Below are 22,281 nucleotides of genomic sequence, written 5' to 3'. Positions count from 1 at the left end.
CGTCACGCCCCAGCGACCGTGTCGTACGTCCGCGCCAATTCACTCCGCGACCGCACCCCCAACTTCCGATACACATTGCCGAGATGGAACTCCACCGTCTTCGGGCTGAGGAAAAGAGCCGCTGCCGTCTCCTTGTTGGTGGCGCCACCCGCCACCAGCGCTGCGATACGGCCTTCCTGCTCCGTGAGTTGCCCGCAGGCCCGTGCGGCGCGCCCACCCGCCGCGCGCAGTTCGCTGCGGACCGCCTCCTCCCACGGGACCGCGCCGAGCGCCCCGAAGACCGACAGCGCCTCCTCCAGGGCGTCGCGCGCCTGCGGGCAGCGCCCCGTACGGCGCAGCCACTGCCCGTAGCAGAACACGGTCCGCGCCCGCTCGAAGACGACGGCGCCGCGCGCATGCCATTCCAGGGCCTCATGGAAGGCCGCCTCGACGGCACCGGGCGTGCCCCGACCGTCGGCCTCCAGCAGCAGGGCGCGGCAGCGGGCGCTCACCGCAAGCGCCCAGGAGGGGCCCGAGCGCCGCATTTCGGCGTCGAAACGGGCGTGCTCGTGCACCGCTTCCCCGATCCGCCCGCTGCGCACGTAGGCCTCGATCAGGTTCGCCGCCCACGGGGCCACCGACGGGTCCGCGATTCCCGCGCTCCGCGCCAGGGCGCCGGCCCGCTCGTAACCGGCCACCGCCTCCTCGTACTTGCCCGCGCCGAGAGCCAACAGACCCTCGGCCACCGCTACCTGGCCCATGACGAGTTCGAGGCCGTGCGCCCGCGCCACTCCGGCGGCGCGGGCCAGCACCGCTCCGCACTCGGTGACCCGGCCCTGCGCGGCTTCGAGCCGCCCCAGCGCCACCAGTCCCTGGGCCAGCGAAGCGGTCTCCAGCCGCCGCTCCGCGCACTCGACCGCTTCCATCGCGTCAGAGCGGGCGCCATGCCAGTCCCCGGTCCACAGCCGGATCCAGGCCCGGCAGCCGAGCGCGGCCGCCCTCCGCACCGCGTCCGCCCCTCGCTCGGCGCCGGGCTGCTCCCCCAGTACCCGGTCCAGGAGCACGCAGGCCGCCTCGTACTCCTCCAGCCAGCCCAGCACTTCCGCCCGCCCCACGAGCGTCCCCGCCGCCTCGCCCGCCATCTGCGCCAACAGCAGTTCACCGGCCTGCGCGCGTTCCCCCCGCAGGGCCAACACCTGCGCGAGATGGACGGCCGCGGCCTCCGCCAGGTCCCCGCCGCACAGCCGGGTGAGCCCATACGCCTGCCACGCGCTGCCCAACGCGGCACGACTGTCCGCCGCACGGACCGCGGAATCGGCCGCCTCCAGCAGCAGTTCGGCCGCCCGGGAGGGCTCACCCGCCAGCCGCCCGGCCGCATCGCGCAGCACCCGGTGCGCCGTCCGCGGATGCCCGGTCGCACCGCGCTGGCGTGCCTGGAGGACGCCCAGTTCCCGGCGCAGCGCCGGCTCGCGGGCGAGCGCCATCGCCTTTCCCAGCAGCACCGCCACATGCTCCGCAGCTCCGGCCCGCTGCCGGCAGCCCGCTGCCAGGCCCAGCAGCCGGGCCGCGTGGTCGCCATCGTCGGCGAACCCCGCGGCGCGCTCGTACAGTTCGGCGCACGTGTCCGGGTCCGCCTCCGCGGCCGCGCTCGCCGCCGCCTCGATGGCTTGCGCCACAGCCGGGCTCGGGCCGATGTGCGCGGCGGCCAGGTGGCGTGCCGCGGCCGTGCCGTGCTGGACCTGCGCGAGCGCCCGGTGGACGGCGCGCCGCCGCGATGTACAGGCGTCGTGGTACGCGACCAGGCGCAGCCGCCGGTCGGTGAAGACCAGCCGCCCCCGGCGCAGCTCGATGACGCCGTCCTCTTCGGCGGGCAGCAGCGCATCGGGCTCATGGCGGAGCAGCGCCAGTGCGCGCTGTACGTCGCCACTGCGGCCGTCTCCGGCCGCGGCGGGCACCAGCAGAGCGGCGCGGGCGGTATCCGGGAGCCGGGCAAGCGTCGGCAGATGGGAGTCGCGCAGCCGTTCACCGGGGGTGAGCGGGTCGTCGAGCGGCAGGTTTCCCGCGCACTGGCCCGGCGTGAGGGCGGCCGGCAGTTCGGTGAGTGCGAGCGGATTACCCTCCGCGACGGCGAGCAGCCGCTCGGCGACGTAACGCCGCAGCGGGTGCGGGGCGGACTGCTGGAGCAGGGTCCGCGCGTCGGCCGCGTCCAGCGGTCCCAGTCGCAGCTCCGGTACGCCGGTGATTGCCGGGCGGATGGCGGACATGGCGGCGGAGCAGCGGTGTTCGGCCGTGAGGAGCATGGCGATCGGCTCGCCCGCGATGCGCCGGGCCACGAAGAGCAGCACGTCCAGGGACGGGGCGTCCAGCAGATGCGCATCGTCGATCGCGAGTAGCAGCGGACGCCGGGCGGCCGCGGCGCCGAGCAGACCGAGGGCCGCGGCGCCGACCGCAAGACCGGTGTCCCCGGGCCGTTGGTGCCCGGTGGCCAAGAGGTGGCCGAGCAGATCGCGCTGGGGCGTGGGGAGCTGCGGCAGATAGCAGCGGTGCGCCTGGACGACCTGGTGCAGGCCCGCGTAGGGCAGTCCCGATTCGGCTGCGGTGCCCGCGAGGGACACCGATCGGAAGGTGTCGTCGAGGGTGAGGAGGTTGCGGAGCAGCGTGGTCCGTCCCAGCCCCGGTTCTCCTATGATGAACAGCGCACCGCCACGCCCTGATGCCGTGTCACGGAGCAACCGGGCCAGTGCGGATGTTTCGGCGGTCCTCCCGAGCACAGTGCGCGCGGCGGTCCGGGCATCAGACGCGTGGCCCCGCGTCTCCGGTGCCGCTTCCCCCCTGCGCCAGTCTGACATGCGGCGGTCCAGCAGAACCGGGAAATACCCGACATTCAATCGGCCTCCCAGCGGTGGACCCGGCGTTCCAGCGTCGGACGCGTGCTCGCTGCCGTACCTGGCCTGGCGGAACAGCAAATTGCGTCGCGCCGACCGACGAGCACATGCCCACGCTGCGTTCCCCGCGGCCGCCTACCCGCTCGTTGGTCACGGAGCGGATTCCCTGCCCGACCCAGGCCCTGGAGCAGGCTCCGGTGCCCGCTTGGCCGGGCGGGAAGACCACATGCGTGCCAGCAGCAGGAGAGCGGAGAGGCCGAACAGTACGGCGGTGATCAGTAACCAGCGGCCGAGGAACACGTCATCGGGGAGGCCGGTGTAAGCCGTGAAGTTGTCCACCTGTCCCAGGATCAGGGGAAAGTAGGTCAGGAGCAGGACGCCGGAGAGGTAGACGGGCACCCGGACGTAGTTGGTCCATCCCCACATCGGCGGGTTGCCCTCAGCGGCAGGTTCTCGACGTCGGCCCAGTACGGTCAGGGCGGCCCGGTCGGTGAGCGTATAGAGGGGGAGAAAGACCAGGTCGTGCAGGAGGGCCGCTCCGACGAACCACACGACGACCATCCACGGTTCCTCTCCGTCCAGCAGCCGGATACCCGCATACCCGGCCAGGGCAAAGGAGCACAGCACCAGAAGCAGGTGCAGCGGCGAAGCCCCGTAACGCGCCCGGAAGCCCCTCACGCGCCCTCCCCGAAAGTCAGCCGGGTGACCCATTTGGTGTTGTGGACCCCCGGGTTGGCCGGGACGATGACGCGAGCCGGATACCCGTGATCCAACGACAAGTCAGTTCCGTTGACCCGCAACGCCAGCAGCGAGCGCGCGTCGCGGACCTGGTTGTCGCGCAGCATGGCCGAGCGGAAGGCCCCGCTGCGCTGGGCGGATTCGACGAACACACCCGGCGCTCGATCCGCGAAGCCGACGAGTGCGGCGAGGTCTGCCAGCCGCACCCCGCTCCACTCCTGATCGTCGGTGGACCACCCTTCCACGCAGGCGATGGGCAGCGCCGCACTGTGTTGCGGCAACGCCAGCACCTGGTCGCGGGTGAGGATGCTCTCGCGGCCCCCGCCCCGCACGACCAGCCGCCAGCCGGGGCCGATATCGCGGGCACGGATTCCCACACCTGCCGCGGTCTTGTTGATCTGGAAACCGTTCGGTCCTTGCCCTGGCTCCTGGCCGTGCGGGGCGAGCAGGGCGGTGGTTCTGAGGGAACCGCCGATGCTCTGTCCGGCCGTCACCGCGAGCAGTACCAGCGAGCCCGCCCCCACCATGCCCAGAGCACCCCGCCGCGACATCGTCGGCGGAGCCGGGTTCGGGGTCACCAGGCCGGTCTCGTCCGCGGGTGCTGCTTGCTTGCGGCCGATCGGCGTGCGCAGCTCGTCACCGAGGGCGCCGCTGCGCAGTGTCCGGATCACCAGGGGAATACGGAAGGCGATATGCACAACGAAGGCGCCGATGAACACCCACGCCCCGTAGAAGTGCAGGACGTAGAAGGAGCCGGGAAAGATGTAGTCCAACTGGATATTGAGCACACCGGTGGCGAACTCGAACAACACCCCGCCCACAAGCAGCAGCAGAGACAGTCGTTCGAGCGCCTGGCTGACCGATCTCACAGGCGGCCAGCCGAACAGCCGGGGAATCACCGACCACAGCTTCGCAAGCAGCACCGGGATCAGCACGATGCCGAGCGTGACATGGACGCCCTGGTTGAGGCGGTACAGCCAGTACGGATCGGTGGGCCAGGCGAACAGATAGAAGCCCAGCCACCCCCTCTCGGGGGTCTGGTCGTTGCCCGCAAGATCCGGGTTGTAGGCGGCGTAGGAGAGCAGTCCGGTCACGAACAACACCGGGACACCGACGAGCAGAACCGAGGCGAAAACCGACGTCAGCCACGGCCCCCGCAAAGGACTACGCCAAAAACCCGGCCGGGACGGACCGGCCGGTGGGCCCTCCCGCAGCATGTCCGCAAGGCGTTCCCTCGACGCCTTTGGGCTTGAACCGGCCGTTGAAGTACCCGGAGGGCGGTCGCCTCTTTCGCGCCCCTCGGGCGGCTCGCCCGAGGATGTGCCGCGACCCCGGCCGCCAGATTCCTCGTCTCCCGCCGACGACTCGGTGCCGCTCACCCCGCCCGGATGCTCGTTCGTCGCATCCCCTTGTTGCGCTGACGTGTCGTCAGCGCCACGACGACCCAACCCGCCGGCGCTCGCGGTCGGCTCATCCGCCTTGGACGGCTCGTCCTTACCGTGCGTGTCGCCCATTGGATCCCTTGTGCGGTTCACGGAACGGCTGGCCACCGCCCAACGCCGAACAGTAGACCCGAATGTCAAGAATTGATGGCATTCATTGCGGTTGTCTTCTGGTGACTCCGGCGCCGACCGACTGTCTCTGAAGCAACTGCCGAGGCAGCGGCATCTCGCCTCTCGAACCCGCCGCGTGGAAACTGCCCGCCACGGTGGGGCGAGCGTCTCCGCACGTATGCGTCGCCCCGACGCATACGAAGAGATTCCCTGCGGCCGGCGCGACGCTTGTACGACCGCAGTGGCCGGGCAACTGCCTCTCACCGCCAAGCAGTCGATGAAAGTCCGCAATTCGGGACCCACGCAGGGCGCGGCGGCCGCGGCGTCGACGCTGCTCGGCTTCGGCTCGGGGGTACTGGCCAACGTGGCGACGTCCCAGTGGACCTGGTCTGTTGGTGCCGGTCTGTTGGTGCCGGTCTACTGGTGTGGGTCGCGGTGTGGGTCGGGTTCGAGGCATGGCGTGCGAGCCAGGAGCCGCATGCGGCGCCTCAACGCAGTCCTGGTGGTGGCCGCGGCGTCGGCCACAGACGTGGGCGTGCGGAGGGAAGCCATGAGCAACCGTGGATGGCTCCCCCGCTGGACCGGATGATCGAGCGACCCGAGCTGGCTGGTCGACTGGTGGCTGAGCTGACGGCACCGGAACCGAGCAGGGTGGGCATGACCACCGGGCTTCGGGGGGCGGGAGGGTTCGGCAGGACGACCCCGGCGGCTTGGGTGTGCCACCGCCCCGAGATCGCGGAACGCTATCCGGGCGGTCTGCTGTGGGTGACTCTGGGCCAGGAGATCCACGGCGCGGACCTGGCAGAGCCTTCTCTCCCGACGGCACTCTGCTCGCCACCGCCGGTAATGACCGCACCGTGCGGCTCTGGCAGATCGCCGGCGGCACCGCACAGGCGGTCCTCATCGGCCACACCGACGGGCTAACCGGCTGTGCCTTCTCCCCGGACGGCACTCTGGTCGCCACCACCAGCGACGACCGAACGGTGCGGCTGTGGCGAGTCTCCGACGGCACCGAACAGGCGGTGATGACCGGCCATTCCAGTTGGGTGGAGAATTGCGCGTTCTCCCCGGACGGCACGCTGCTCGCAACAATCGGCCGCGATCAAACGGTGCGGCTGTGGCAGGTGCCCACCGGTCGCCGCCACTGCGCCCTGCGTGTTGCCAGCGACCTGACCGGGATCGCCTGGCACCCCGGCGCCGCGTTGCTCTGCGTCGCCGGCGGAATTGGAACGTACGCGCTGGCCTACGTGCCGTAGACAATCTGCGGCACCGCCCGACAGGGCGGCAGGCACCTCGTCAGACTCCCTCGGGTGTCCCGCGATACGCATGTTGCGGGCCCCGTGGTTCGGTCAGCATGTCGCGTCGTCCCCGGCCCAGTCGAGCGCCCCGGAGCCGCGTCGTCGCGACGCCGAAGGCGCCCTTGACTGGGCTCTCGGGCACTCACCAATCCGAAGCGGGCAAGTTGTGAACTCAGGCGTCAGGAAGGCTTCACCGCCGTCACGGCGGTGACGGTCACCTTGTTGTCGCACTCGGCGAAAAGCCCGTCCTCCAGGGCGACTTGGTGCGCCCCCGACCCCGGCAGACCGACCACCAGCGTCGGGTACACGACGGGCTCGGAGCCGGACTTGCAGTAGCCGTCCGCCTCGCCCTGGACCTGGACGAAGGTCAGCTTCACCCATGCCTTGCCGCCCGGTGCCAGCCGCACCGGAGACGCCGATCCCGTGCGCGTCACCGTCAGCGGAGCGTTTTTCTGCGGGGAACCATTGCCCGCCCCCGCCACCGTCGGGTGGCCCTGCAGAGTGCAAGCGTGCCCAGAGGTGTTGGCGAACTCGACGACCGCCGCACCGATGCCCGTGCCCTCAGGGCGAACAGCGGCCTGATACGCGGTCGCCTTCAGCCCCGTCCCCGGACAGGTTCGGGCCTCGTCGCCCGCCGATCCGGTCCCCGAACCCGGCGTCGAGGGAGAAGCGCTCGCCGCCGGCACCGCCGATGTGCCCCCCTCGGCCGGCTTTGAGGCAGCAGAGTCCGGCGCCCCCGAAGAGCCTCCCGCCGTCGGCGACCCGGACTCCGCTGCATCGCCGCCGCCAGGCTGACACCCTGTCACCAGCAGTGTGGCCGCCGACGCCGCGACCATCGCCATCCCGGCTCTGCGGATGCTCTTTCCGTACTTCATGACGCCCCCCGATTGAGAAGTGGACAGGTACCGGCCTCTCGCCGGCACTCGTCACTACAGACAGCGCCCGCCGACATCAGGTTTCGGCCATTGATCGTCTGTGACACATCGGTGACAATGCCGGATCAATGCAACCGCCCCGCGTCCCACCAGCATCGTCACGCCCATCAGCGCGCCTGCGGACGCCGGCCGGATGGCCCCGCCCGGGTACGGGCGGGGCCATCATTGGGATCTACCGGGACAGCATCCCGTTGGACACCGCGGCCGGCACAGGGGCGTAGCCGGTGGCCCGGGTGGTGAAGGTTCCCCGGCCCTGGGTCCGACTGCGCAGCCGGGACGCATAGCCGAACAACTCGGCCAGCGGCACGGTCGCGGTGACAACCGCTGTGCCGGCCCGCGCGGCCTGGCCCGAGACCCGGCCGCGTCGTGCCGCCAGGTCGCCGAGCACCCCGCCCACGGCGTCGTCGGGCACGGTGGCCGTGAGCTCAACCACCGGTTCCAGGAGCGCCATCACGCTGGCCCGCAGTGCCTCCCGAAGTGCGAGCCGGCCTGCTGTCCGGAACGCCATCTCCGAGGAGTCCTTGGAATGGGTGGCCCCGTCGGTCAGTGTGACCCGCAGTCCGGTCACCGGGTGGCCGCCGAGCGGGCCCTCGGCCAGAGCATCGCGACAACCGGCTTCCACCGCGCGGATGTACTCCTGCGGCACCCGTCCACCAACAATGGTCGACCGGAACACGAAGTCCCCTGCACCGCCACCGGCGTTGTCACCGGCGGCGTCGGCCGCAATTTCCAGAGCCTCCACGTCAAGGACGACGTGGGCGAACTGGCCGGCGCCTCCGTCCTGCTTGACGTGCCGGTACACCAGCCCGGACACCCCGCGGGCGACCGTCTCACGGTAGGCCACCTGCGGTCGGCCGACGCCGACATCCAGCCCTTGGGCGCGCCGGATCTTCTCCACCGCGACCTCCAGATGCAGCTCGCCCATCCCGGACAGCACCGTCTGGCCGGTCTCGGGGTCGGTCCGGACCGCCAGTGAAGGATCCTCCTCGACCAGCCGTGCCAACGCCGACGCCAGCCGGCCGGTTTCGAGGCTGCTGCGGGCCTCGACCGCCACGGAGACGACCGGATCGGCCACGGTGGCCGATTCGAAGAGCAATGGCGCTGCGGGTGTGCACAGGGTGGCCCCGGCACGGGCGGCCTTCAGGCCGACCACGGCGACGATGTCCCCGGCCACCGCCCGGTCCACCTCCGCGTGGCGGTCGGCCTGCACGCGCAGGATGCGGCCGACCCGCTCGGTGCGGTCCGCGCCCACGTCGAGCACCGCGTCTCCCTTCTGGATCGTTCCTGAATACACGCGCAGGTAGGTCAGCCGCCCCGTGGCGGTCGAATTCACCTTGAAGACCAGTGCAGCGAACGGCGCCGCCGGGTCGGCGACCCGCTCCTGCACCGTGCCGCGCAAGGTGCCGCGTACCGCCGGCACGTCCAGAGGCGACGGGAGGTAGGCCCCGACAGCCTCCAGCAGCGGCTCGATCCCGCAGTTGCGGTAAGCCGATCCGCACAACACCACCACGCACTCACCACTACGCGTCAGGTCGCGCAGTGCTGCGGCCAGAGTCTGTGCGGAGACCGTCGACTCCGTGCAGAACTCCTCCAACACGACCGGATGGAGTTCCGCCACAGCCTCCTCGAGCAGTCGGCGGCGGCGGTGCGCCTCCTCCCGCAGGGCGTCGGGAACCGGGCCCTCCTCGAACGTGTCGCGGCCGGCGCCCCACACCAGCGAGCGCATACGCAGCAGATCAACCACCCCGGTGAACCCGTCCTCCTGCCCGATCGGCAGCTGGACCACCATCGGGACCGTGTGCAGCCGCGCTCGGATCGACTCGACCGCCGTGTCGAGGTCGGCACCGGCACGGTCCAGCTTGTTGACGAAGGCGATCCGCGGCACTTGGTGCCGGTCGGCCTGTCGCCACACCGACTCGCTCTGCGGTTCGACCCCCGCGACACCGTCGAACACCGCTATCGCGCCATCAAGCACCCGCAGCGAGCGCTCCACCTCGTCGGAGAAGTCGACGTGGCCCGGTGTGTCGATCAGATTGATCCGGTGACCGTCCCAGTCGCAGCTCACCGCCGCGGCGAAGATGGTGATCCCACGATCGCGCTCCTGTGAGTCGAAGTCGGTGACGGTCGTCCCGTCATGGACCTCGCCCCGCTTGTGGGTGGCCCCGGTGACGTACAGGATCCGTTCGGTGATGGTGGTCTTGCCGGCATCAACGTGGGCGAGGATGCCCAGATTTCGGACATCGGTCAGCGGACTGGTGAGATGACGTTGCAGGTTGGTACGCACGGCCCAAGGCCTTTCAGGATGATCGAGATCAAGGCAGCGCGATTCCCGGACGAAACGGCCTGGGGTCAAGCCGGCGGCGTCCCCTGATCCAGCATCATCCGCTGGTGCAGCACGACGGCATCGGGACGTACTCGGCCAGTCGGCTCACCGGGCAGGCAGGGATCAGGCGTTCGTCACGGACGTCCAGTGGCGGCCGCGCAGCCGGCACCGGGCACACATAGACATCAGGATCACGTCGTACCGTGAACGGGGAACGACGACAGCGGTGCGGTAACGCACGGTCGGCTCCCCTCACTCGTCGAAGCGCGCACTGCGATGTTGTGGCAGCGCGCGAGGCGAGTGTAGTAAGCCAGGATGAGCCCGTGCACCGGATTTTCGAGCCGGCGGTCCGGGCGGCTTTCGCCGTGAACCGCTCGACTGCCGCGGTCCACTGCCTTCCAGCCGACGAGGATCCGACAGGGCCGCCTCGGTGGGGTCCGCATCCCACATGCGGTCCGTGCCTCAGCGGCGGCTTCGGAAGGTTCGGCGCATGTCGTCGATCCAGGCGCCGGGGACTTCCCAGGGGATGAAGTGGCCGCCTTCGTCGTGGGCGGTGAGATTGACGTGGTTGTACCAGTCGGCACGGTCGCCGGCGAGCCAGTTGTCGACGCGCTGCTGTGGGGTGGTGACGCCGGGCGGGTTCTCGTAGCCGACGAAGGTGATGCCGGTGGGGGCTTCGATGGCAGGGGTGCGGGGGTGCGCGGGGGTCCAGGGGTAGCGGTTGGCATTGGCGTAGTAGCGCATCGAGGTGCCGATGGCGTTGTTGGCCCAGAAGATCATGGCGTGGGTGAGGAGGTCGTCCTTGGTGAAGACGGTCTCGATGTCGCCGTGGTTGTCGCTCCAGTTGACCCAGCGTTCCAGGATCCAGGCGAGCAGGCCGACGGGAGAGTCGCTCAGACCGTACGAGAGCGTGCTGGGATCGAGGACGTGAGCGGCCAGGTGGACGGCGAAGCGGCGGTCGAAGGCGATGATCCGGGCGTGGATGTCGTCGGGCAGTCCGTCGGGGATGGGCCGGCCTCCGCTGAGGTCCCAGGCGCGGTCGCCGTTGAAGAAGGTGAGGTTCAGACCGGAGCCGATGTGGATGCCGTGGAGCTCGTCCGCGTACTTGTGGCCGAGTTGGCCGGTGACCAGGGCGCCGATGTCGCAGCCGCCGGCGGCGTACCGGGTGTGGCCGAGGGTGTCGGTCATGAGGGTGTGCCAGATGTCGGCGACCTTCCAGAAGTTCATGTCCGGGTGATCGGGCAGCGGGGTGGAGAAGCCGAAGCCGGGCAAGGAGGGGACGATGACGTCGAAGGCGTCGGCCGGGTCGCCGCCGAAGGCGGCGGGGTAGGCGAGGGGGTCGATGACCTTGGACCAGTGCCAGAAGGTCCAGGGCCAGCCGTGGGTGAGGATGAGCGGGATCGGGGCGGGGCCGACTCCGGGCTTGCGCATGAAGTGGACCGGTACGCCGTTCACACGCACCTGGTAGTGCTGGTAGGCGTTGATGGCGGCTTCGGCCTTGCGCCAGTCGTAGTGGTGGAGCCAGTACTCGGCCAGTTCCTGGAGGTAGGCGCGGCCAACGCCGTAGAACCAGTCGCTGTTTCCGGCGTCGTCGGGCCAGCGGGTGAGCTCCAGTCGCCTCCTGAGGTCGTCCAGTACGGCGTCGGGCACGTGGACGGGCGTGGGGTCCAGCGGGAAGCGCGGTGTGTCTGCCACGGTGGATTCCTTCCTGTGCGGGAGGAGCGGCGCCGCCGGGTGTCAGAGCCCGCTGTCCATGAGCGCGGCCATGCGGGTCAGCGCGGGAAGGGCGGCGGCGATGGAGTGCCGTTCCTCGGGGGTGAGTTGGTCGGCCAGTTGGGAGAAGCGGAGGACCCGTTCCTGGCGGCGGCCGTGGATGACCCGCGCGCCGGCCTCCGTCACCCGGACCAGGACGGCGCGGCGGTCGTCCGGGTCGGGATGGCGTTCGACCAGTCCCTCGCGTTCCAGGCGGGTGACGAGCTGGGTGACGGCCGGCTGGGTGATCTGCTCGGTCGCTGTCAACGCGGTCAGCCGCATGGGGCCTTTGCGGGTCAGGGTGTGCAGGACGGACAGCGTGGTGAAGCTGTGCTTGTCGCTGGCCGGGAGCCGGATGTTGCTGCGGGTGAACTCCTCTATGGCCGAGGCGAGTTCGTCGGCGTCGAAGTCCGGGTTGCGGTGTCCTGCCATGAACCCGAATGTATCACTGACTTATGTAAGCCGCTTATGCAATTCCGCGTCGTGCCGCAGCGCGGGCTGCCGGACCTGATGTCATCGACACGGGTGACGGCGCCCTCTGACATCGGAGGTGCGTCGTGGCCGTGCAAGTCGCCGGGGGGCGACCCGGTGCTGCCGGCCGACGCGGTCGCCCGTCCTTTGGGAGTGCCGTCATGGCGCCGAGCTGTTGAGGGCGTCATCCAGGGCGATGTCGTCGCGCAGCATGCTGTAGCGGACCCCGTCCCGCCAGCGTCCGGCCCGGAACACGACGCTGCGCAGCACGCCCTCCCGAGTGAAGCCGCACTTCTCCAGCGCGCGCTGCTCACCGATGTTCTCCGCCTCCGTGTCCGCCTCAAGCCTGACCACCTGGGTGTACGTAAACAGGTAGTGGACCAGGGCCCGTTGGGCTTGGGTGCCGATGCCGCGGCCCCGGGAGTCGGGCAGTAGTTGGGCGCCGATGTTCCAGTAGTAGGAGGTGCGGGAGGCCACCATCTTCCGCCAGGCGACGAAGCCGTGCCGTTCGGCGCCGGTCACCACCAGAAGCTGGCCACCGTCCTCGCCGAGCAGGCCGTTCTCCGCCCAGCGGCGCCGCCAGACTCCCGGGTCGGACCAGCCGTGCCACTGGAACGACCCGGCCGCCTCCGGTTCGGTCAGGAACCGTTCGAGCAGCGGGAGATCGGGCTCGCCTATGGGCCGCAATGTCACGTGATCGTCGCTCATCGGGCAGACACTAATTCACCGGTCCGGACCGGCAAGGGCCGGGCAATCTCCGCCAGTGCGGTGAGCCGTGTCCGATCCAGGAGTTGCGAAGAGCGAGCGAACTGTGGTGAGAACCAGTGAAGTTCACCGCCGCGGAGCTGATGGCGTCGGGGCGGTATGCGGACCAGGTGCCATTTGTGATCTTTCTACAACATGCCGGTCAGAAGCCTGGCGGGGCTCTGGTTCGCGCACAACACTCGCTCCCCGAAAGGATGGCCCGGCAGGTGAACACCACTCGACGCAAAGCCAGTCAAGGGGGAGCTTCATGAACGACGGGTACTCGATTTTCGCTCGGACGATCGCTGACCTTACGTACCCAGAGGTAGAGGCGGCAGCCGAGCGGGGAGCATGCGTTCTACTGCCCACCGGGGTCATCGAACAGCACGGCCCTCACCTGCCACTGGGCACCGATGCCTACGGTGCCTACCAACTCTGCCGACTCGTGATGGCAGAGCTGGAGCAGCGCGGGGTGGAGGCTCTGATCGCCCCGCCGGTCTTCTGGGGGATCAACCAGGTGTCGTCGGCGTTCGCCGGAACCTTCCGTACCCGCCCCGAGACCGCCGTAGCTCTGCACACCGACATCCTGGACTCCCTGGCCACGGACGGGTTCGACCGGATCTTCGTGATCAATCATCAGGGGGACATCGCACACAACCAGATGCTGCTGGACGTGGTGCAGCGCCAGCACGAGCAAGGACGCGCCGGGGTCGTGCTGCTGGAACCCGACTTTATCGCCGACCGGCTCGGTTGCTCGCCGACCCCCGCTCTGGCCTCCTTCGCCATGCAGCCGCTGTTTGAGGGCCTGGAACTGACGGGCGAACTCGGCGTTCACGCCGAAGAGATCGAAAGCGCCCTGATGATGCGCTGGTTCCCCGAACTTGTCGACTACGACGCCATGGCCGCACTGAAGCCGACGGGCCTGAGCCCCGATGACCTCACAGAATGGCGGAAGGGAGGCGAGCACGCCCGCCGGGTGACACCGCAGGGATTCTTCGGTGCACCCAGCCCCCGTGACCCCTTCCTGTGGCGCTTTCACCAGCGCATGGCCGCAGCCATGGCGGATCTTGTGACCGCGTCACTGTCACCTTCTCACCGAGCCCAACGATGATGCGGCATTCATCGGTCAGTTCATGTCGACGCACCGGCAGATGATCCCCTCACCTGCAAGATCACTTGAAGACGGACCCTAGCCGGACCAGGTGCCGAGACTCATCTCGGCAGTGATGCCGGGCCCGAAACCGGCCAGCAGACCTTTTTGCCCCTCAAGGGCTGATGCCTCGTCGAACATGCGGGCCAGGGCATCGAGCACCACGGCGCTGGCGATGTTGCCGTACTCGGTGAGCGTGGCGCGACTGAAGCGGAACGCTTCGGGGCGTACGTCCAGGAAGCGGCTGAGGTCGTCCAGTATCCGCGGACCGCCCGCGTGGATGATGTAGAAGTCCAGCTTGGAGGCGTTCCACTGGTGCTGTTCGGCAACAGCACGCAGCGCCGGGGCGAGCGGCTCCATGGTCCCGGGCACGCGCTTGTCGAGCTGGAAGTGGAACCCCGTCGGCCGGACCGCGTAGGAGATCCAGTCCTCGGTGTGAGGGATGAGGTACGAGCCGTTGAATTCCAGTCGGATCCCGGTGCCACCGTTGCCTCGGACCGCCGCGGCGGCGATCCCGTCGCCGAACAGGCCATTGGACAGCAGCGATCCCACGCCCAGGTCGCTGGGCTGGTAGCACAACGAGCAGAACTCGCAGGCGACGACGAGCACATTGGCGTCGGGATACGCCGTACAGAAGTCGTGGGCGCGGTTGACGGCCGCACCGCCTCCGGCGCATCCGAGTTGCGCGATGGGCAACTGCCGTGTTTCCGGGCGGAAACCCATCGTGTTGATGAGCCATGCGGTCAGCGACGGCATCATGAATCCCGTGCAGGAGACATAGATGATCAGATCGATCTCCTGCGGCTCCAGTTCCGCATGATCGAGCGCCTGGCGCACCACCGCGGGCACTCGGGCTTTGGATTCCGCTTCGTAGACGGCGCTGCGGGCATCGAACCCCGGGTGCTGCAGCACCTTTTCTATCGGCTGGATCAGATGTCGCTTCTGTACCCCAGTGTGCTCGATCAGACTGAGGATCAGAGGGAGTTGCGGATGGTCTGCATGCAATCGCGTTGCCAGTTCGAGAGTTTCCTCGTTGGTGATGACGTTGTCGGGTACCGTTACTGCCGGTTTGCACAGAACCGCCATGGATATCCTCCCAGCGTCTGATGGTCCATACGGCATAGCCTTGGCCGGATTTGGGGTCATTCATCAGGTGACGCACGCGCGGCTTGATGCGCGCGGAGGGCTAAGAGCGCCCAGTGGTTCCGGCGGCGTTGAGGCCGACAATCCTGAGACGGCGCAGACAGGTGGACCGTCGCGAGCAGAGCGCTCGCCATATGACTGGATCCGCATCCGCCACGCGGTTGGCCAACGACCCACAACGCTACGCCAGGCGGGTGGAGCGTGCATGCCGACCGCGGCAGCGGTTCGCATCCGACGCGAGGGTCACCCGTTCGGAGCATTGCGGCTGGTCATCGGCCAGCCGGTCGGTTGAAGTGGACGGTGGATTCGTTCGACCTCCGCAGCCGTCCTGTGCGCTCCATGCCGCCACTGGACGGGCGCAGGCGCCGACAACGGGCGCTGTCTGATCGCCGGGGACCGGCGGCACCGCCGGCATCTGCCTCGGCATGTGGACCACCACTGGTACGCCCACCCTCCCCATCGCGCTGTCCGGCCCGGAAGGACCCCCACATGACGCCAGCAGCACCCCCGGAGAACAACAAGCAGCTGACCATCGGAGGCGACCTGACAATCAACCGCCTCGGCTTCGGCGCGATGCACCTCACCGGCCCCGGCATGTGGGGCCCGCCGGAGGACCCCGACAACGCCATCGCCGTGCTCCGCCGCGCCGTGGACCTGGGCGTCACCTTCATCGACACCGCCGACGCCTATGGGCCCGGCGACAACGAACGCATCATCCGTGAAGCTCTGCATCCCTACCCCGGCGAACTGGTGATCTGTACGAAGGGCGGCATGCTGCGCTCCGGGCCGGATGACTGGCCGGACGAGGGCGAGCTGTACATCGTCCCCCTGGGCCGTCCGGAATACCTCCGCCAGCAGGTCGAGATGAGTTTGCGCAACCTCGGCGTGGAACGCATCGACCTGTACCAGCTGCACAGCATCGATCCGGCCGTCCCTCTGGCCGACCAGCTCGGCGAACTGGTCAGGCTCCAGGAGCAGGGCAAGATCCGCCACATCGGCATCTCCGGACAGCCCGGAGTCACCGTGGAGCAACTCGAGCAGGCTCGCAAGACCGCGGCCCTCGTCGCAGTGGAGAACCGCTACAACGTCGCCGACCGCGTCGGCGAAGACGCCCTGCGCTACGCGGAGGAGCACCGTATCGCCTTCATCCCATGGTTTCCCATGGGGCACGGAGAGCTCGTCGGGCCCGACGGTCTGCTCACCCCGATCGCCGCGCGGTACGGCGTGACGGCCTCGCAGCTCGCCCTGGCCTGGCTGCTGCACTGCTCACCGGCCACCCTGCTGATCCCGGGCACCGCTTCCCTCACCCACCTGGAAGAGAACATGCGCGCGGCCGACATCCGGCTGAGCGACGACGACTGGAACACCATCACCTACGAGGTCGACCGCAGCCGGTCCGTCGGCATCGCCCCCGTGCCGGTGCGGTGAGCGTCAACCACGCGACGACGGAGGACTCATGGACACCTCATACGTGCACCCCAATGCCACCGTTCTGCGCTCCTTGTACGCAGACCTCGCCCGCATCGCCGACTACGTCGATGACGACGTGGTGCTGCACACCGCGCAGCGAGGGATCGTCGGCCGGCCGTCGAAGGTACACGGCAAGGAAGCCGTCCTGGCGCATGAACGCGACCTCATCCGCCTGACGGGCCACACCCTGGTCATGGACGTGGAGCACGTCACGGCCAACGACGAATTCGGGGCGGTGCTCGGAACACTGCGAGCACATCGCAACCGCCGGGACATCGCGATGCCCTTCTGCGGACTCTGGCGCTTCAAGGGCGGCAGGATCGTCGAGCACTGGGAGCACGCTTATGACCCGCTCCTCCTCGACCGGTCCCTGACCGGCGGTACCGAACCCGTGGCGCCCTGAACGCTGGTCGGCCCCGCCGAGCCCGTGCGGGCGCGGCGGGGCCGAGGCCCGTCCGGGCCCGTCTCCCTCTGGTACCTGATGCGCGACGACGGCCGTCTGACCGTCGGTTGGGCGCAGGAAGATCAGCCTGGCACCCGGGAGATCGCCGCACGGTGTTCATGACATCCTGTGACATCACAACTCGCCGGGGCTGGATCGGCGGACGTCCGGGGGTTACGGGGAAGGTCGATGAGGCTCTGCTTCCTGGTGGAGGAGCACTACCGTCACGACGGCATGCCGATTGAGGTGATCCGTCAACTGACATCTTGGGGACACCAGGTGGACGTGGTGCGGCCGGGCGGTTCCCTGTTGAGCATGACCGAGACGGTGCAAGCGGGCACCCATGACGCTTGGGTTCTCAAGACCGTCTCCGGCGGCCCAGGGCTCACCTTGCTCGAAGCCGCGGCCGCGGCCGGGATGACGACAGTCAACGACGCCCGGTCGATACGAGGTGTACGGGACAAGGCACTGGCCGCGGCGATCGGTCGCAGCCGCGGGCTTCCTCTGCCACAGACCTACGCGGCTGCGCGGCCCGAGCTGCTGGCGGAAATACCGGCGTCGGAGTACCCGCTGGTGGTCAAACCCGCCGACGGAAGCTCGGGGCGGGCCGTGCACCTGGTGTCGTCACCGGATCGACTCGCCGCAATGCTCCCCGAACTGGCGAGGGAGGGCATGCTCATCGCCCAGCCGTATGTGACCAACCCGGGCATCGACGTCAAGGTGTACTGCGTCGGCGGCGAGCTGTACGCGACCGAGCGCTGCTCCCCGCTCCACCCGGACCGCTCGGTGAAAGAACGCCGCGTCCCGCTGTCGGCCGAGGTGGCCGGGATAGTCGCCCAGGTCGGGGCGGTCTACGGCCTGGATCTGTACGGCGTGGACGTGCTGCTGGGACCCGACGGTCCTGTGGTCGTCGATGTGAACGATTTCCCGAGTTTCCGTCAGGTCCCGGACGCGGCGGCCCGGGTGGCACGAGCCGTGCTCGGGCTGGCCCGCACAGGCCAGGCGTCCGGCGCGGCCACGCTGCCCCACCCCCGTCCGCCGGAACAGCACAGCGAGGTCGGCCGGTCGTCGTTGACACCGCGCCCGCACCCTGCGCAGGTCCCGGTTCAGGTCCCGACTCCGGTGCAGGTTCCTGCGGCGGCGGGTGAGAGCGCATGAGGATTGGTCTGATCACGCCCGAGCCCGACCATCCCCTGCTGGCCGCCACCGCCGCCCTGCTCACCCCCGACCATGTGGTGGAGACGCTGGACCCGAAAACGGTGGTCGACGTCCTCGAGCCGCTCGCCGACGTCTACCTGCTGAAGTCGCGTACGCCACGTGCCCTGGCCCTCGCCCGCGACCTGGAGCAGCGGGGCGCCCCAGTGGTGAACTCGGCTGCGGCGACCGCGCTGTGCCAGGACCGTACGGCGATGGCGGAACAGGCCCGGCGGGCCGGCCTTCCGTTCGCCGCTACCCGCACCTTCACCGCGCTCGCTCAACTGGCGTCCGGCCCACGGCTCCCCGGCCCGGTCGTGGTCAAGAGCCGCCACAGCCGAAAGCACGACCTGGTGGCCCGCATCGACAACGACAGACAACTGCGGGAGCTCGCCGCCGCATACCCACAGGAGCCGGTCGTGGTCCAGGAGTTCGCACCGAACAGCGGCTGGGACCACAAACTGTGGGTGATCGGAGACCAGCTCTTCGCCGCCCTGCGCCGTTCCGAACTATCGCCCGCAGGGCGGGGCTCCGCACGCCCGCTCGCCCTCGATGATCTGCCGCCAGGCTGGCCCGCCTTCGCGCGCCGGGTCGGCGAGGTTTTCGAACTCGACGTCTACGGCGTGGACGTCATCGACACGGGCGATGGCGCCCCGCTGATTGTGGACATCAACGCCTTCCCCGGAGTCCGGGGTCAGGCCGGTGCTCCGGAGGCCCTGGCGGCACTGACCCTGCGCAGAACCAACCGGTCATCGACTGCCGGCACGCGACGGGTGACTGGGGCGCGGGGCACGTCGAGCGCGACTGCAGCCACTCCTGCTTCCTGAGAGGCCGGCGTACTTGAAATACGAAGGAGTGACGCCGCTGATCGTCCTGTCGGCCAAGCAGCCGCCGGGTCGTGAGGACCGGTGGGTGAGGGCGGGACGGCGACCCGCTCGGCGCATTGTGCGGGGCGTCCGGCGTGTCCGGGGGACATGGGCACGAGGCTCCGTCACTAATGGCAGGTGATCGGTTCACCCAGGCGTCGTGGGAGGCGGCGCGGCGGGGCCCTACCTTGCGAGGAACGCACATGAGGAAGCTGCTGCCCACACGGCTGCGTGTCGGCGGGAAGTCCGCCGGTCCCGCGCGCACCGGCCCCGCGCCCGCCGGACGGCGGGTCCTGCTGCCCGCCCTGCTGCTGGGCCTGACGGCATGGCTGGCGCCCACCCCGCAGGCTGTCGCCGACCCGCAGTCGGGCCACGTCGCCGCCTCGCAGCGGACCACCAAGGCCTGGGGATGGAACCCGTACGGCCAGGTCGGTGACGGCACCACCACCGACCGCCTCACACCCGTCACCGTCCCCGGGCTCACCCGGGTCCGCGCCGCCGCGGGCGGCGTGCATCACAGCCTCGCCGCGCTCTCCGACGGCACCGTGAAGGCGTGGGGGCTCAATCTGACCGGGCAGCTCGGTGACGGCACCACGACCGACCGCCTCACGCCCGTCACCGTCCCCGGGCTGTCGCACGTCCGAGCTGTGGCGGCGGGCCTGCACCACAGCCTCGCCCTGCTGGATGACGGCACCGTCAAGGCCTGGGGCCGCAACGCGACCGGGCAGCTGGGCGACGGCACCACGACCGACCGCCTCACACCCGTCACCGTCACCGGCCTCACCCGCGTCCGCGCCATCTCGGCCGGGGCGAACCACAACCTTGCCCTGCTCTCCGACGGCACCGTCAAGGCCTGGGGGTTCAACGACTCCGGTCAGGTCGGCGACGGCACCGAGATCGACCGCCTCACGCCCGTCGCCGTCCCCGGCGTCACCCGGGTCCGCGCCGTAGCCGCCGGCGGCTATCACAGCCTCGCTCTGATCGCCCCCCGCGTGGGGTGCGGTTCCTGCACGGGAGGCACCGTCATCGCCTGGGGAAACAACGAGCTCGGCCAGCTCGGCAACGGGCCGCTGCGCGAGCGCGCCGGGAGGGCGGTGCCCCCGGTCCAGGTCACCGGGCTCAAGGACGTGCGCGCGATCGGCGGCGGCTGGGCCCACAGCCTCGCTGTGCGGGCGGACGGCACGGCCAAGGCGTGGGGATGGAACGCCTACGGCCAGCTCGGCGACGGAACCTTCACCGACCGCCGGGCCCCGGTCACCGTCACCGGGCTCACCGGCGTCCGCACCATCGCCGGGGGAATGTTCCACAGCATCGCCCTGCTGTGCGACGGCACCGTCAAGGGCTGGGGGCACAACGACACCGGGCAGCTGGGCGACGGCACCGTCACCGATCGTCAAACGCCCGTCCCGGTCACCGGGCTCGCCGGCGTCCGCGCCGTCTGGACAGGCGGAGGTCACAGCATCGCCGTCTGAGCCCGCGCCCACACCAGCCGCTTCGCTCCCCCGCCAGGGAAGCGGCGCGGGAGCGAAGCGGCTGGTGTGGGTGGGGGGGAACGTCCCCGCGTGTGCGGGGTGAGGCTGACCGAAATGAAGTTGGGTCCTTGGCCTGAGTCAGGGATGATCTCCGCCGTGGCAGAGAAAGCGAGTGCGGGATCGGGAGCGAGTCTCGACAACGAAGCCGGACGGTGGGATGAGCGGCTGAGTTGGGCATACGGTCTCGTAGCCGACGATCCGGGAGAGCGGGCGGCGGCGCTGACCCAGTTGTCCAACAGCCACAGGAAGATCTCTGACGCTCACGACCGGATGCACGAAGCGTGGCGACGAAGGTTGCCCCTGGGCAGGAACAGGGCCGCCGGAAACTACTACGAGGCCCTGAAGCATTCGCTGCCCGGGGCTTTGTGGGACCGCCCACCCGGCACAGACATCGCCGCGTGGCCCGGACTCCCTTACGCGCTTCTGTACCTGGAGTGGGAGGCGAGATATCCGCGTGAGTGGACACAGCATGCCAAGGCATGGGGCACGAAGGAGCACATGATCCGAGACCTGGCTGTCACTCACCACGACGAGACCACCCGGGCCAAGCTCGCCGACCTGATCGAGATCGTCGTACAGCGTCCCTACCGCTGCAAGGATCACGAGTATGTACGCGTTGCCCGGGCCGTGGACAGCGATGACCTGCGCGGCAGGCTCAACACGGCCGCCCGCACGGACAATCCATGGGCGCGACGCCACGCCGGCTACATTCTCTGGCTTCTCGATCGCCCCGAAGTTCCCCATACGCGTCACGTCTGGCGACAGTGGCTGACGGCAGAATGCAGCGAGCAAGTGCTGCCCGACCGGCCAGATGGAGAGCCGGCTGAGGCCGCCTAGATTTCCAAATCCGCTGACATTTCGATGCCCAACGGCAATGAATCCCATATCGGGGTTGATCGCCGTTTCGGCTTGCCGTCACCGCAACGCATTCACGCAGCGGCGACTTCTGTCCCAGGCGCCCTAAGCGGCAACTGACCTGCGACGTTGCCCTACAGAAGCAGATGCTTGTCCCGCCGCCCATCTCCTGGTCAATTGCATTGCGCGCGTCGGCGCGGGCGGGTGCCGGACTTTGTCTTCGGAGCCGCCGAAGATCTCGACAGCGGGGGCGCCGGCAGCGGTCGGCTGCGACGCATACCCGAAATGCGCTCTTCGTATTCGCATGCAAGTCTGGTAGCAGCCCATCGTCCGACATCCGCTACAGGAGGCACGATCGTGGGCAAGAAACAGAGCCGGCAGAACCGCGGCGCCCGCACCGGCGGCCATGAGCGCAGCGCCACCGTGGAGGCGAAGGAGCAAGCGAAGACATCGGCCACACATGAGACGGTGCGCCCGATCTCGGAGCCGGTCTCCCATAAGCAGCAGCGGAAGTTCGGCCACAACTGACCCTCCGGCGATCCGTCGGTCAAGCACCCAGAGTCTGGCAGGCGGGGCAGAGTTCGTAGCGGCCATCGTTCACCACGCTCCCCCAGCCGCGGCACTCGTCGCAGTCGCGAGCCAGGGCGCTGTTCGCGCGGGGGGCAGGAGCGTTGGGGTGGGCTCCAGTGGTCATCAGGTCGTGCTCCTCGGGTAGAGGGCTATACACAGCAAAACTATGACATAGTGCGCATAATTATGCAACGAATTTCCTGTGACTCGGTCCGCGTGGATCACATCGAGCTCGCGTCGGCCGCAGCCCCGGCGGCGCGCCATGCCGGTACAGCCACCCAGGGTCACCGCGAAGCGGCCGGCGGGCGCTCGAAAACGCGGCGCCCACGCGGCCCGCCGATGCATTTCGGGCCTTCCGGGGGTGGCAGTCGCCGCCGGCGG

19 protein-coding genes are annotated in these 22,281 nt (G+C 69.4%); 9 read left to right on the top strand and 10 right to left on the bottom strand.

Annotation, left to right across the window (positions count from 1 at the left end):
- Positions 1 to 2: 2 nt before the first annotated feature.
- The 3 genes from ACFYXH_RS21575 to ACFYXH_RS21565 form a co-directional block, all read right to left on the bottom strand.
- Positions 3 to 2,828: a LuxR C-terminal-related transcriptional regulator gene (locus ACFYXH_RS21575; protein WP_389565227.1), complete on the bottom strand. Its 2,826-nt coding sequence runs from the start codon at positions 2,826 to 2,828 to the stop codon at positions 3 to 5.
- A gap of 186 nt (positions 2,829 to 3,014) precedes the next feature.
- Entirely contained in the window at positions 3,015 to 3,575 is a 561-nt protein-coding gene (locus tag ACFYXH_RS21570) for a hypothetical protein (RefSeq protein ID WP_389565224.1), read from the bottom strand.
- Positions 3,539 to 4,819, bottom strand: coding sequence for a molybdopterin-dependent oxidoreductase (locus ACFYXH_RS21565; protein WP_389565221.1), 1,281 nt, complete (start codon positions 4,817 to 4,819; stop codon positions 3,539 to 3,541). The genes ACFYXH_RS21570 and ACFYXH_RS21565 overlap by 37 nt, the downstream gene beginning before the upstream one ends.
- A 1,052-nt stretch (positions 4,820 to 5,871) precedes the next feature.
- Here ACFYXH_RS21565 and ACFYXH_RS21560 point away from each other — a divergent pair.
- Positions 5,872 to 6,411 carry a WD40 repeat domain-containing protein gene (locus ACFYXH_RS21560; protein WP_389565797.1) on the top strand — a complete coding sequence of 180 codons (540 nt, stop codon included), beginning with the start codon at positions 5,872 to 5,874 and terminating at the stop codon, positions 6,409 to 6,411.
- 221 nt (positions 6,412 to 6,632) lie between these two features.
- On the opposite strand, the gene ACFYXH_RS21555 is transcribed toward ACFYXH_RS21560, so the two are convergent.
- From ACFYXH_RS21555 to ACFYXH_RS21535, 5 genes are all read right to left on the bottom strand, one after another.
- Positions 6,633 to 7,139 (bottom strand): DUF4232 domain-containing protein, encoded by a 507-nt coding sequence (locus ACFYXH_RS21555; protein ID WP_389565218.1) that lies wholly within the window; start codon positions 7,137 to 7,139, stop codon positions 6,633 to 6,635.
- 421 nt (positions 7,140 to 7,560) lie between these two features.
- The gene (gene fusA / locus ACFYXH_RS21550; RefSeq protein WP_389565215.1) at positions 7,561 to 9,672 is read right to left on the bottom strand and encodes an elongation factor G; all 2,112 of its coding nucleotides are present in this window, start codon (positions 9,670 to 9,672) and stop codon (positions 7,561 to 7,563) included.
- A gap of 501 nt (positions 9,673 to 10,173) precedes the next feature.
- The gene (locus tag ACFYXH_RS21545; protein WP_389565212.1) at positions 10,174 to 11,406 is read right to left on the bottom strand and encodes an epoxide hydrolase family protein; all 1,233 of its coding nucleotides are present in this window, start codon (positions 11,404 to 11,406) and stop codon (positions 10,174 to 10,176) included.
- Between the two features lie 42 nt (positions 11,407 to 11,448).
- Positions 11,449 to 11,895: a MarR family winged helix-turn-helix transcriptional regulator gene (locus ACFYXH_RS21540; protein ID WP_389565210.1), complete on the bottom strand. Its 447-nt coding sequence runs from the start codon at positions 11,893 to 11,895 to the stop codon at positions 11,449 to 11,451.
- 198 nt (positions 11,896 to 12,093) lie between these two features.
- The gene (locus ACFYXH_RS21535) at positions 12,094 to 12,642 is read right to left on the bottom strand and encodes a GNAT family N-acetyltransferase (protein WP_389565207.1); all 549 of its coding nucleotides are present in this window, start codon (positions 12,640 to 12,642) and stop codon (positions 12,094 to 12,096) included.
- Between the two features lie 304 nt (positions 12,643 to 12,946).
- Between ACFYXH_RS21535 and ACFYXH_RS21530 the strand changes: the two genes are divergently transcribed.
- Positions 12,947 to 13,789 (top strand): creatininase family protein, encoded by an 843-nt coding sequence (locus ACFYXH_RS21530; protein ID WP_389565204.1) that lies wholly within the window; start codon positions 12,947 to 12,949, stop codon positions 13,787 to 13,789.
- Between the two features lie 78 nt (positions 13,790 to 13,867).
- Here the strand turns inward: ACFYXH_RS21530 and ACFYXH_RS21525 are convergent, their stop codons facing one another.
- On the bottom strand, positions 13,868 to 14,914 hold the full coding sequence (locus tag ACFYXH_RS21525; protein WP_389565201.1) for a type III polyketide synthase: 1,047 nt from the start codon (positions 14,912 to 14,914) through the stop codon (positions 13,868 to 13,870).
- A gap of 546 nt (positions 14,915 to 15,460) precedes the next feature.
- Between ACFYXH_RS21525 and ACFYXH_RS21520 the strand changes: the two genes are divergently transcribed.
- The 7 genes from ACFYXH_RS21520 to ACFYXH_RS21490 all read left to right on the top strand — a co-directional run bounded on the left by ACFYXH_RS21520 (position 15,461) and on the right by ACFYXH_RS21490 (position 21,858).
- Entirely contained in the window at positions 15,461 to 16,399 is a 939-nt protein-coding gene (locus tag ACFYXH_RS21520; RefSeq protein WP_389565198.1) for an aldo/keto reductase, read from the top strand.
- Between the two features lie 28 nt (positions 16,400 to 16,427).
- Positions 16,428 to 16,844 carry a nuclear transport factor 2 family protein gene (locus tag ACFYXH_RS21515; protein ID WP_389565195.1) on the top strand — a complete coding sequence of 139 codons (417 nt, stop codon included), beginning with the start codon at positions 16,428 to 16,430 and terminating at the stop codon, positions 16,842 to 16,844.
- A gap of 228 nt (positions 16,845 to 17,072) precedes the next feature.
- Positions 17,073 to 18,041: a RimK family alpha-L-glutamate ligase gene (locus ACFYXH_RS21510; protein WP_389565192.1), complete on the top strand. Its 969-nt coding sequence runs from the start codon at positions 17,073 to 17,075 to the stop codon at positions 18,039 to 18,041.
- Entirely contained in the window at positions 18,038 to 18,904 is an 867-nt protein-coding gene (locus ACFYXH_RS21505; protein ID WP_389565189.1) for a RimK family alpha-L-glutamate ligase, read from the top strand. The genes ACFYXH_RS21510 and ACFYXH_RS21505 overlap by 4 nt, the downstream gene beginning before the upstream one ends.
- A 242-nt stretch (positions 18,905 to 19,146) precedes the next feature.
- Positions 19,147 to 20,415, top strand: coding sequence for an RCC1 domain-containing protein (locus ACFYXH_RS21500; RefSeq protein WP_389565186.1), 1,269 nt, complete (start codon positions 19,147 to 19,149; stop codon positions 20,413 to 20,415).
- Between the two features lie 144 nt (positions 20,416 to 20,559).
- Complete coding sequence (locus ACFYXH_RS21495) at positions 20,560 to 21,312, top strand: hypothetical protein (RefSeq protein ID WP_389565183.1); 753 nt, start codon at positions 20,560 to 20,562, stop codon at positions 21,310 to 21,312.
- Between the two features lie 375 nt (positions 21,313 to 21,687).
- Positions 21,688 to 21,858: a hypothetical protein gene (locus ACFYXH_RS21490; RefSeq protein WP_389565181.1), complete on the top strand. Its 171-nt coding sequence runs from the start codon at positions 21,688 to 21,690 to the stop codon at positions 21,856 to 21,858.
- A gap of 19 nt (positions 21,859 to 21,877) precedes the next feature.
- Here ACFYXH_RS21490 and ACFYXH_RS21485 read toward each other — a convergent pair whose 3' ends face one another.
- Positions 21,878 to 22,024 (bottom strand): hypothetical protein, encoded by a 147-nt coding sequence (locus ACFYXH_RS21485; RefSeq protein WP_389565178.1) that lies wholly within the window; start codon positions 22,022 to 22,024, stop codon positions 21,878 to 21,880.
- Positions 22,025 to 22,281: the final 257 nt, after the last annotated feature.

The sequence above is a fragment of the Streptomyces sp. NPDC002730 genome (assembly GCF_042888805.1).
In the GTDB taxonomy this organism is placed as follows: Bacteria; Actinomycetota; Actinomycetes; order Streptomycetales; family Streptomycetaceae; genus Streptomyces.
The sequence above is the reverse complement of the archived record's forward strand: the minus strand, read 5'-3'. Positions and strand labels throughout refer to the sequence as shown.

Bases quoted from the DNA above. Each gene is read 5' to 3' on its own strand.
- ACFYXH_RS21575 (WP_389565227.1), bottom strand. From the start codon at position 2,828: ATGTCAGACTGGCGCAGGGGGGAAGCGGCACCGGAGACGCGGGGCCAC.
- ACFYXH_RS21570 (WP_389565224.1), bottom strand. From the start codon at position 3,575: ATGGGTCACCCGGCTGACTTTCGGGGAGGGCGCGTGAGGGGCTTCCGG.
- ACFYXH_RS21565 (WP_389565221.1), bottom strand. From the start codon at position 4,819: ATGCTGCGGGAGGGCCCACCGGCCGGTCCGTCCCGGCCGGGTTTTTGG.
- ACFYXH_RS21540 (WP_389565210.1), bottom strand. From the start codon at position 11,895: ATGGCAGGACACCGCAACCCGGACTTCGACGCCGACGAACTCGCCTCG.
- ACFYXH_RS21535 (WP_389565207.1), bottom strand. From the start codon at position 12,642: ATGAGCGACGATCACGTGACATTGCGGCCCATAGGCGAGCCCGATCTC.
- ACFYXH_RS21530 (WP_389565204.1), top strand. From the start codon at position 12,947: ATGAACGACGGGTACTCGATTTTCGCTCGGACGATCGCTGACCTTACG.
- ACFYXH_RS21525 (WP_389565201.1), bottom strand. From the start codon at position 14,914: ATGGCGGTTCTGTGCAAACCGGCAGTAACGGTACCCGACAACGTCATC.
- ACFYXH_RS21520 (WP_389565198.1), top strand. From the start codon at position 15,461: ATGACGCCAGCAGCACCCCCGGAGAACAACAAGCAGCTGACCATCGGA.
- ACFYXH_RS21515 (WP_389565195.1), top strand. From the start codon at position 16,428: ATGGACACCTCATACGTGCACCCCAATGCCACCGTTCTGCGCTCCTTG.
- ACFYXH_RS21510 (WP_389565192.1), top strand. From the start codon at position 17,073: ATGAGGCTCTGCTTCCTGGTGGAGGAGCACTACCGTCACGACGGCATG.
- ACFYXH_RS21505 (WP_389565189.1), top strand. From the start codon at position 18,038: ATGAGGATTGGTCTGATCACGCCCGAGCCCGACCATCCCCTGCTGGCC.
- ACFYXH_RS21500 (WP_389565186.1), top strand. From the start codon at position 19,147: ATGAGGAAGCTGCTGCCCACACGGCTGCGTGTCGGCGGGAAGTCCGCC.
- ACFYXH_RS21495 (WP_389565183.1), top strand. From the start codon at position 20,560: ATGATCTCCGCCGTGGCAGAGAAAGCGAGTGCGGGATCGGGAGCGAGT.
- ACFYXH_RS21485 (WP_389565178.1), bottom strand. From the start codon at position 22,024: ATGACCACTGGAGCCCACCCCAACGCTCCTGCCCCCCGCGCGAACAGC.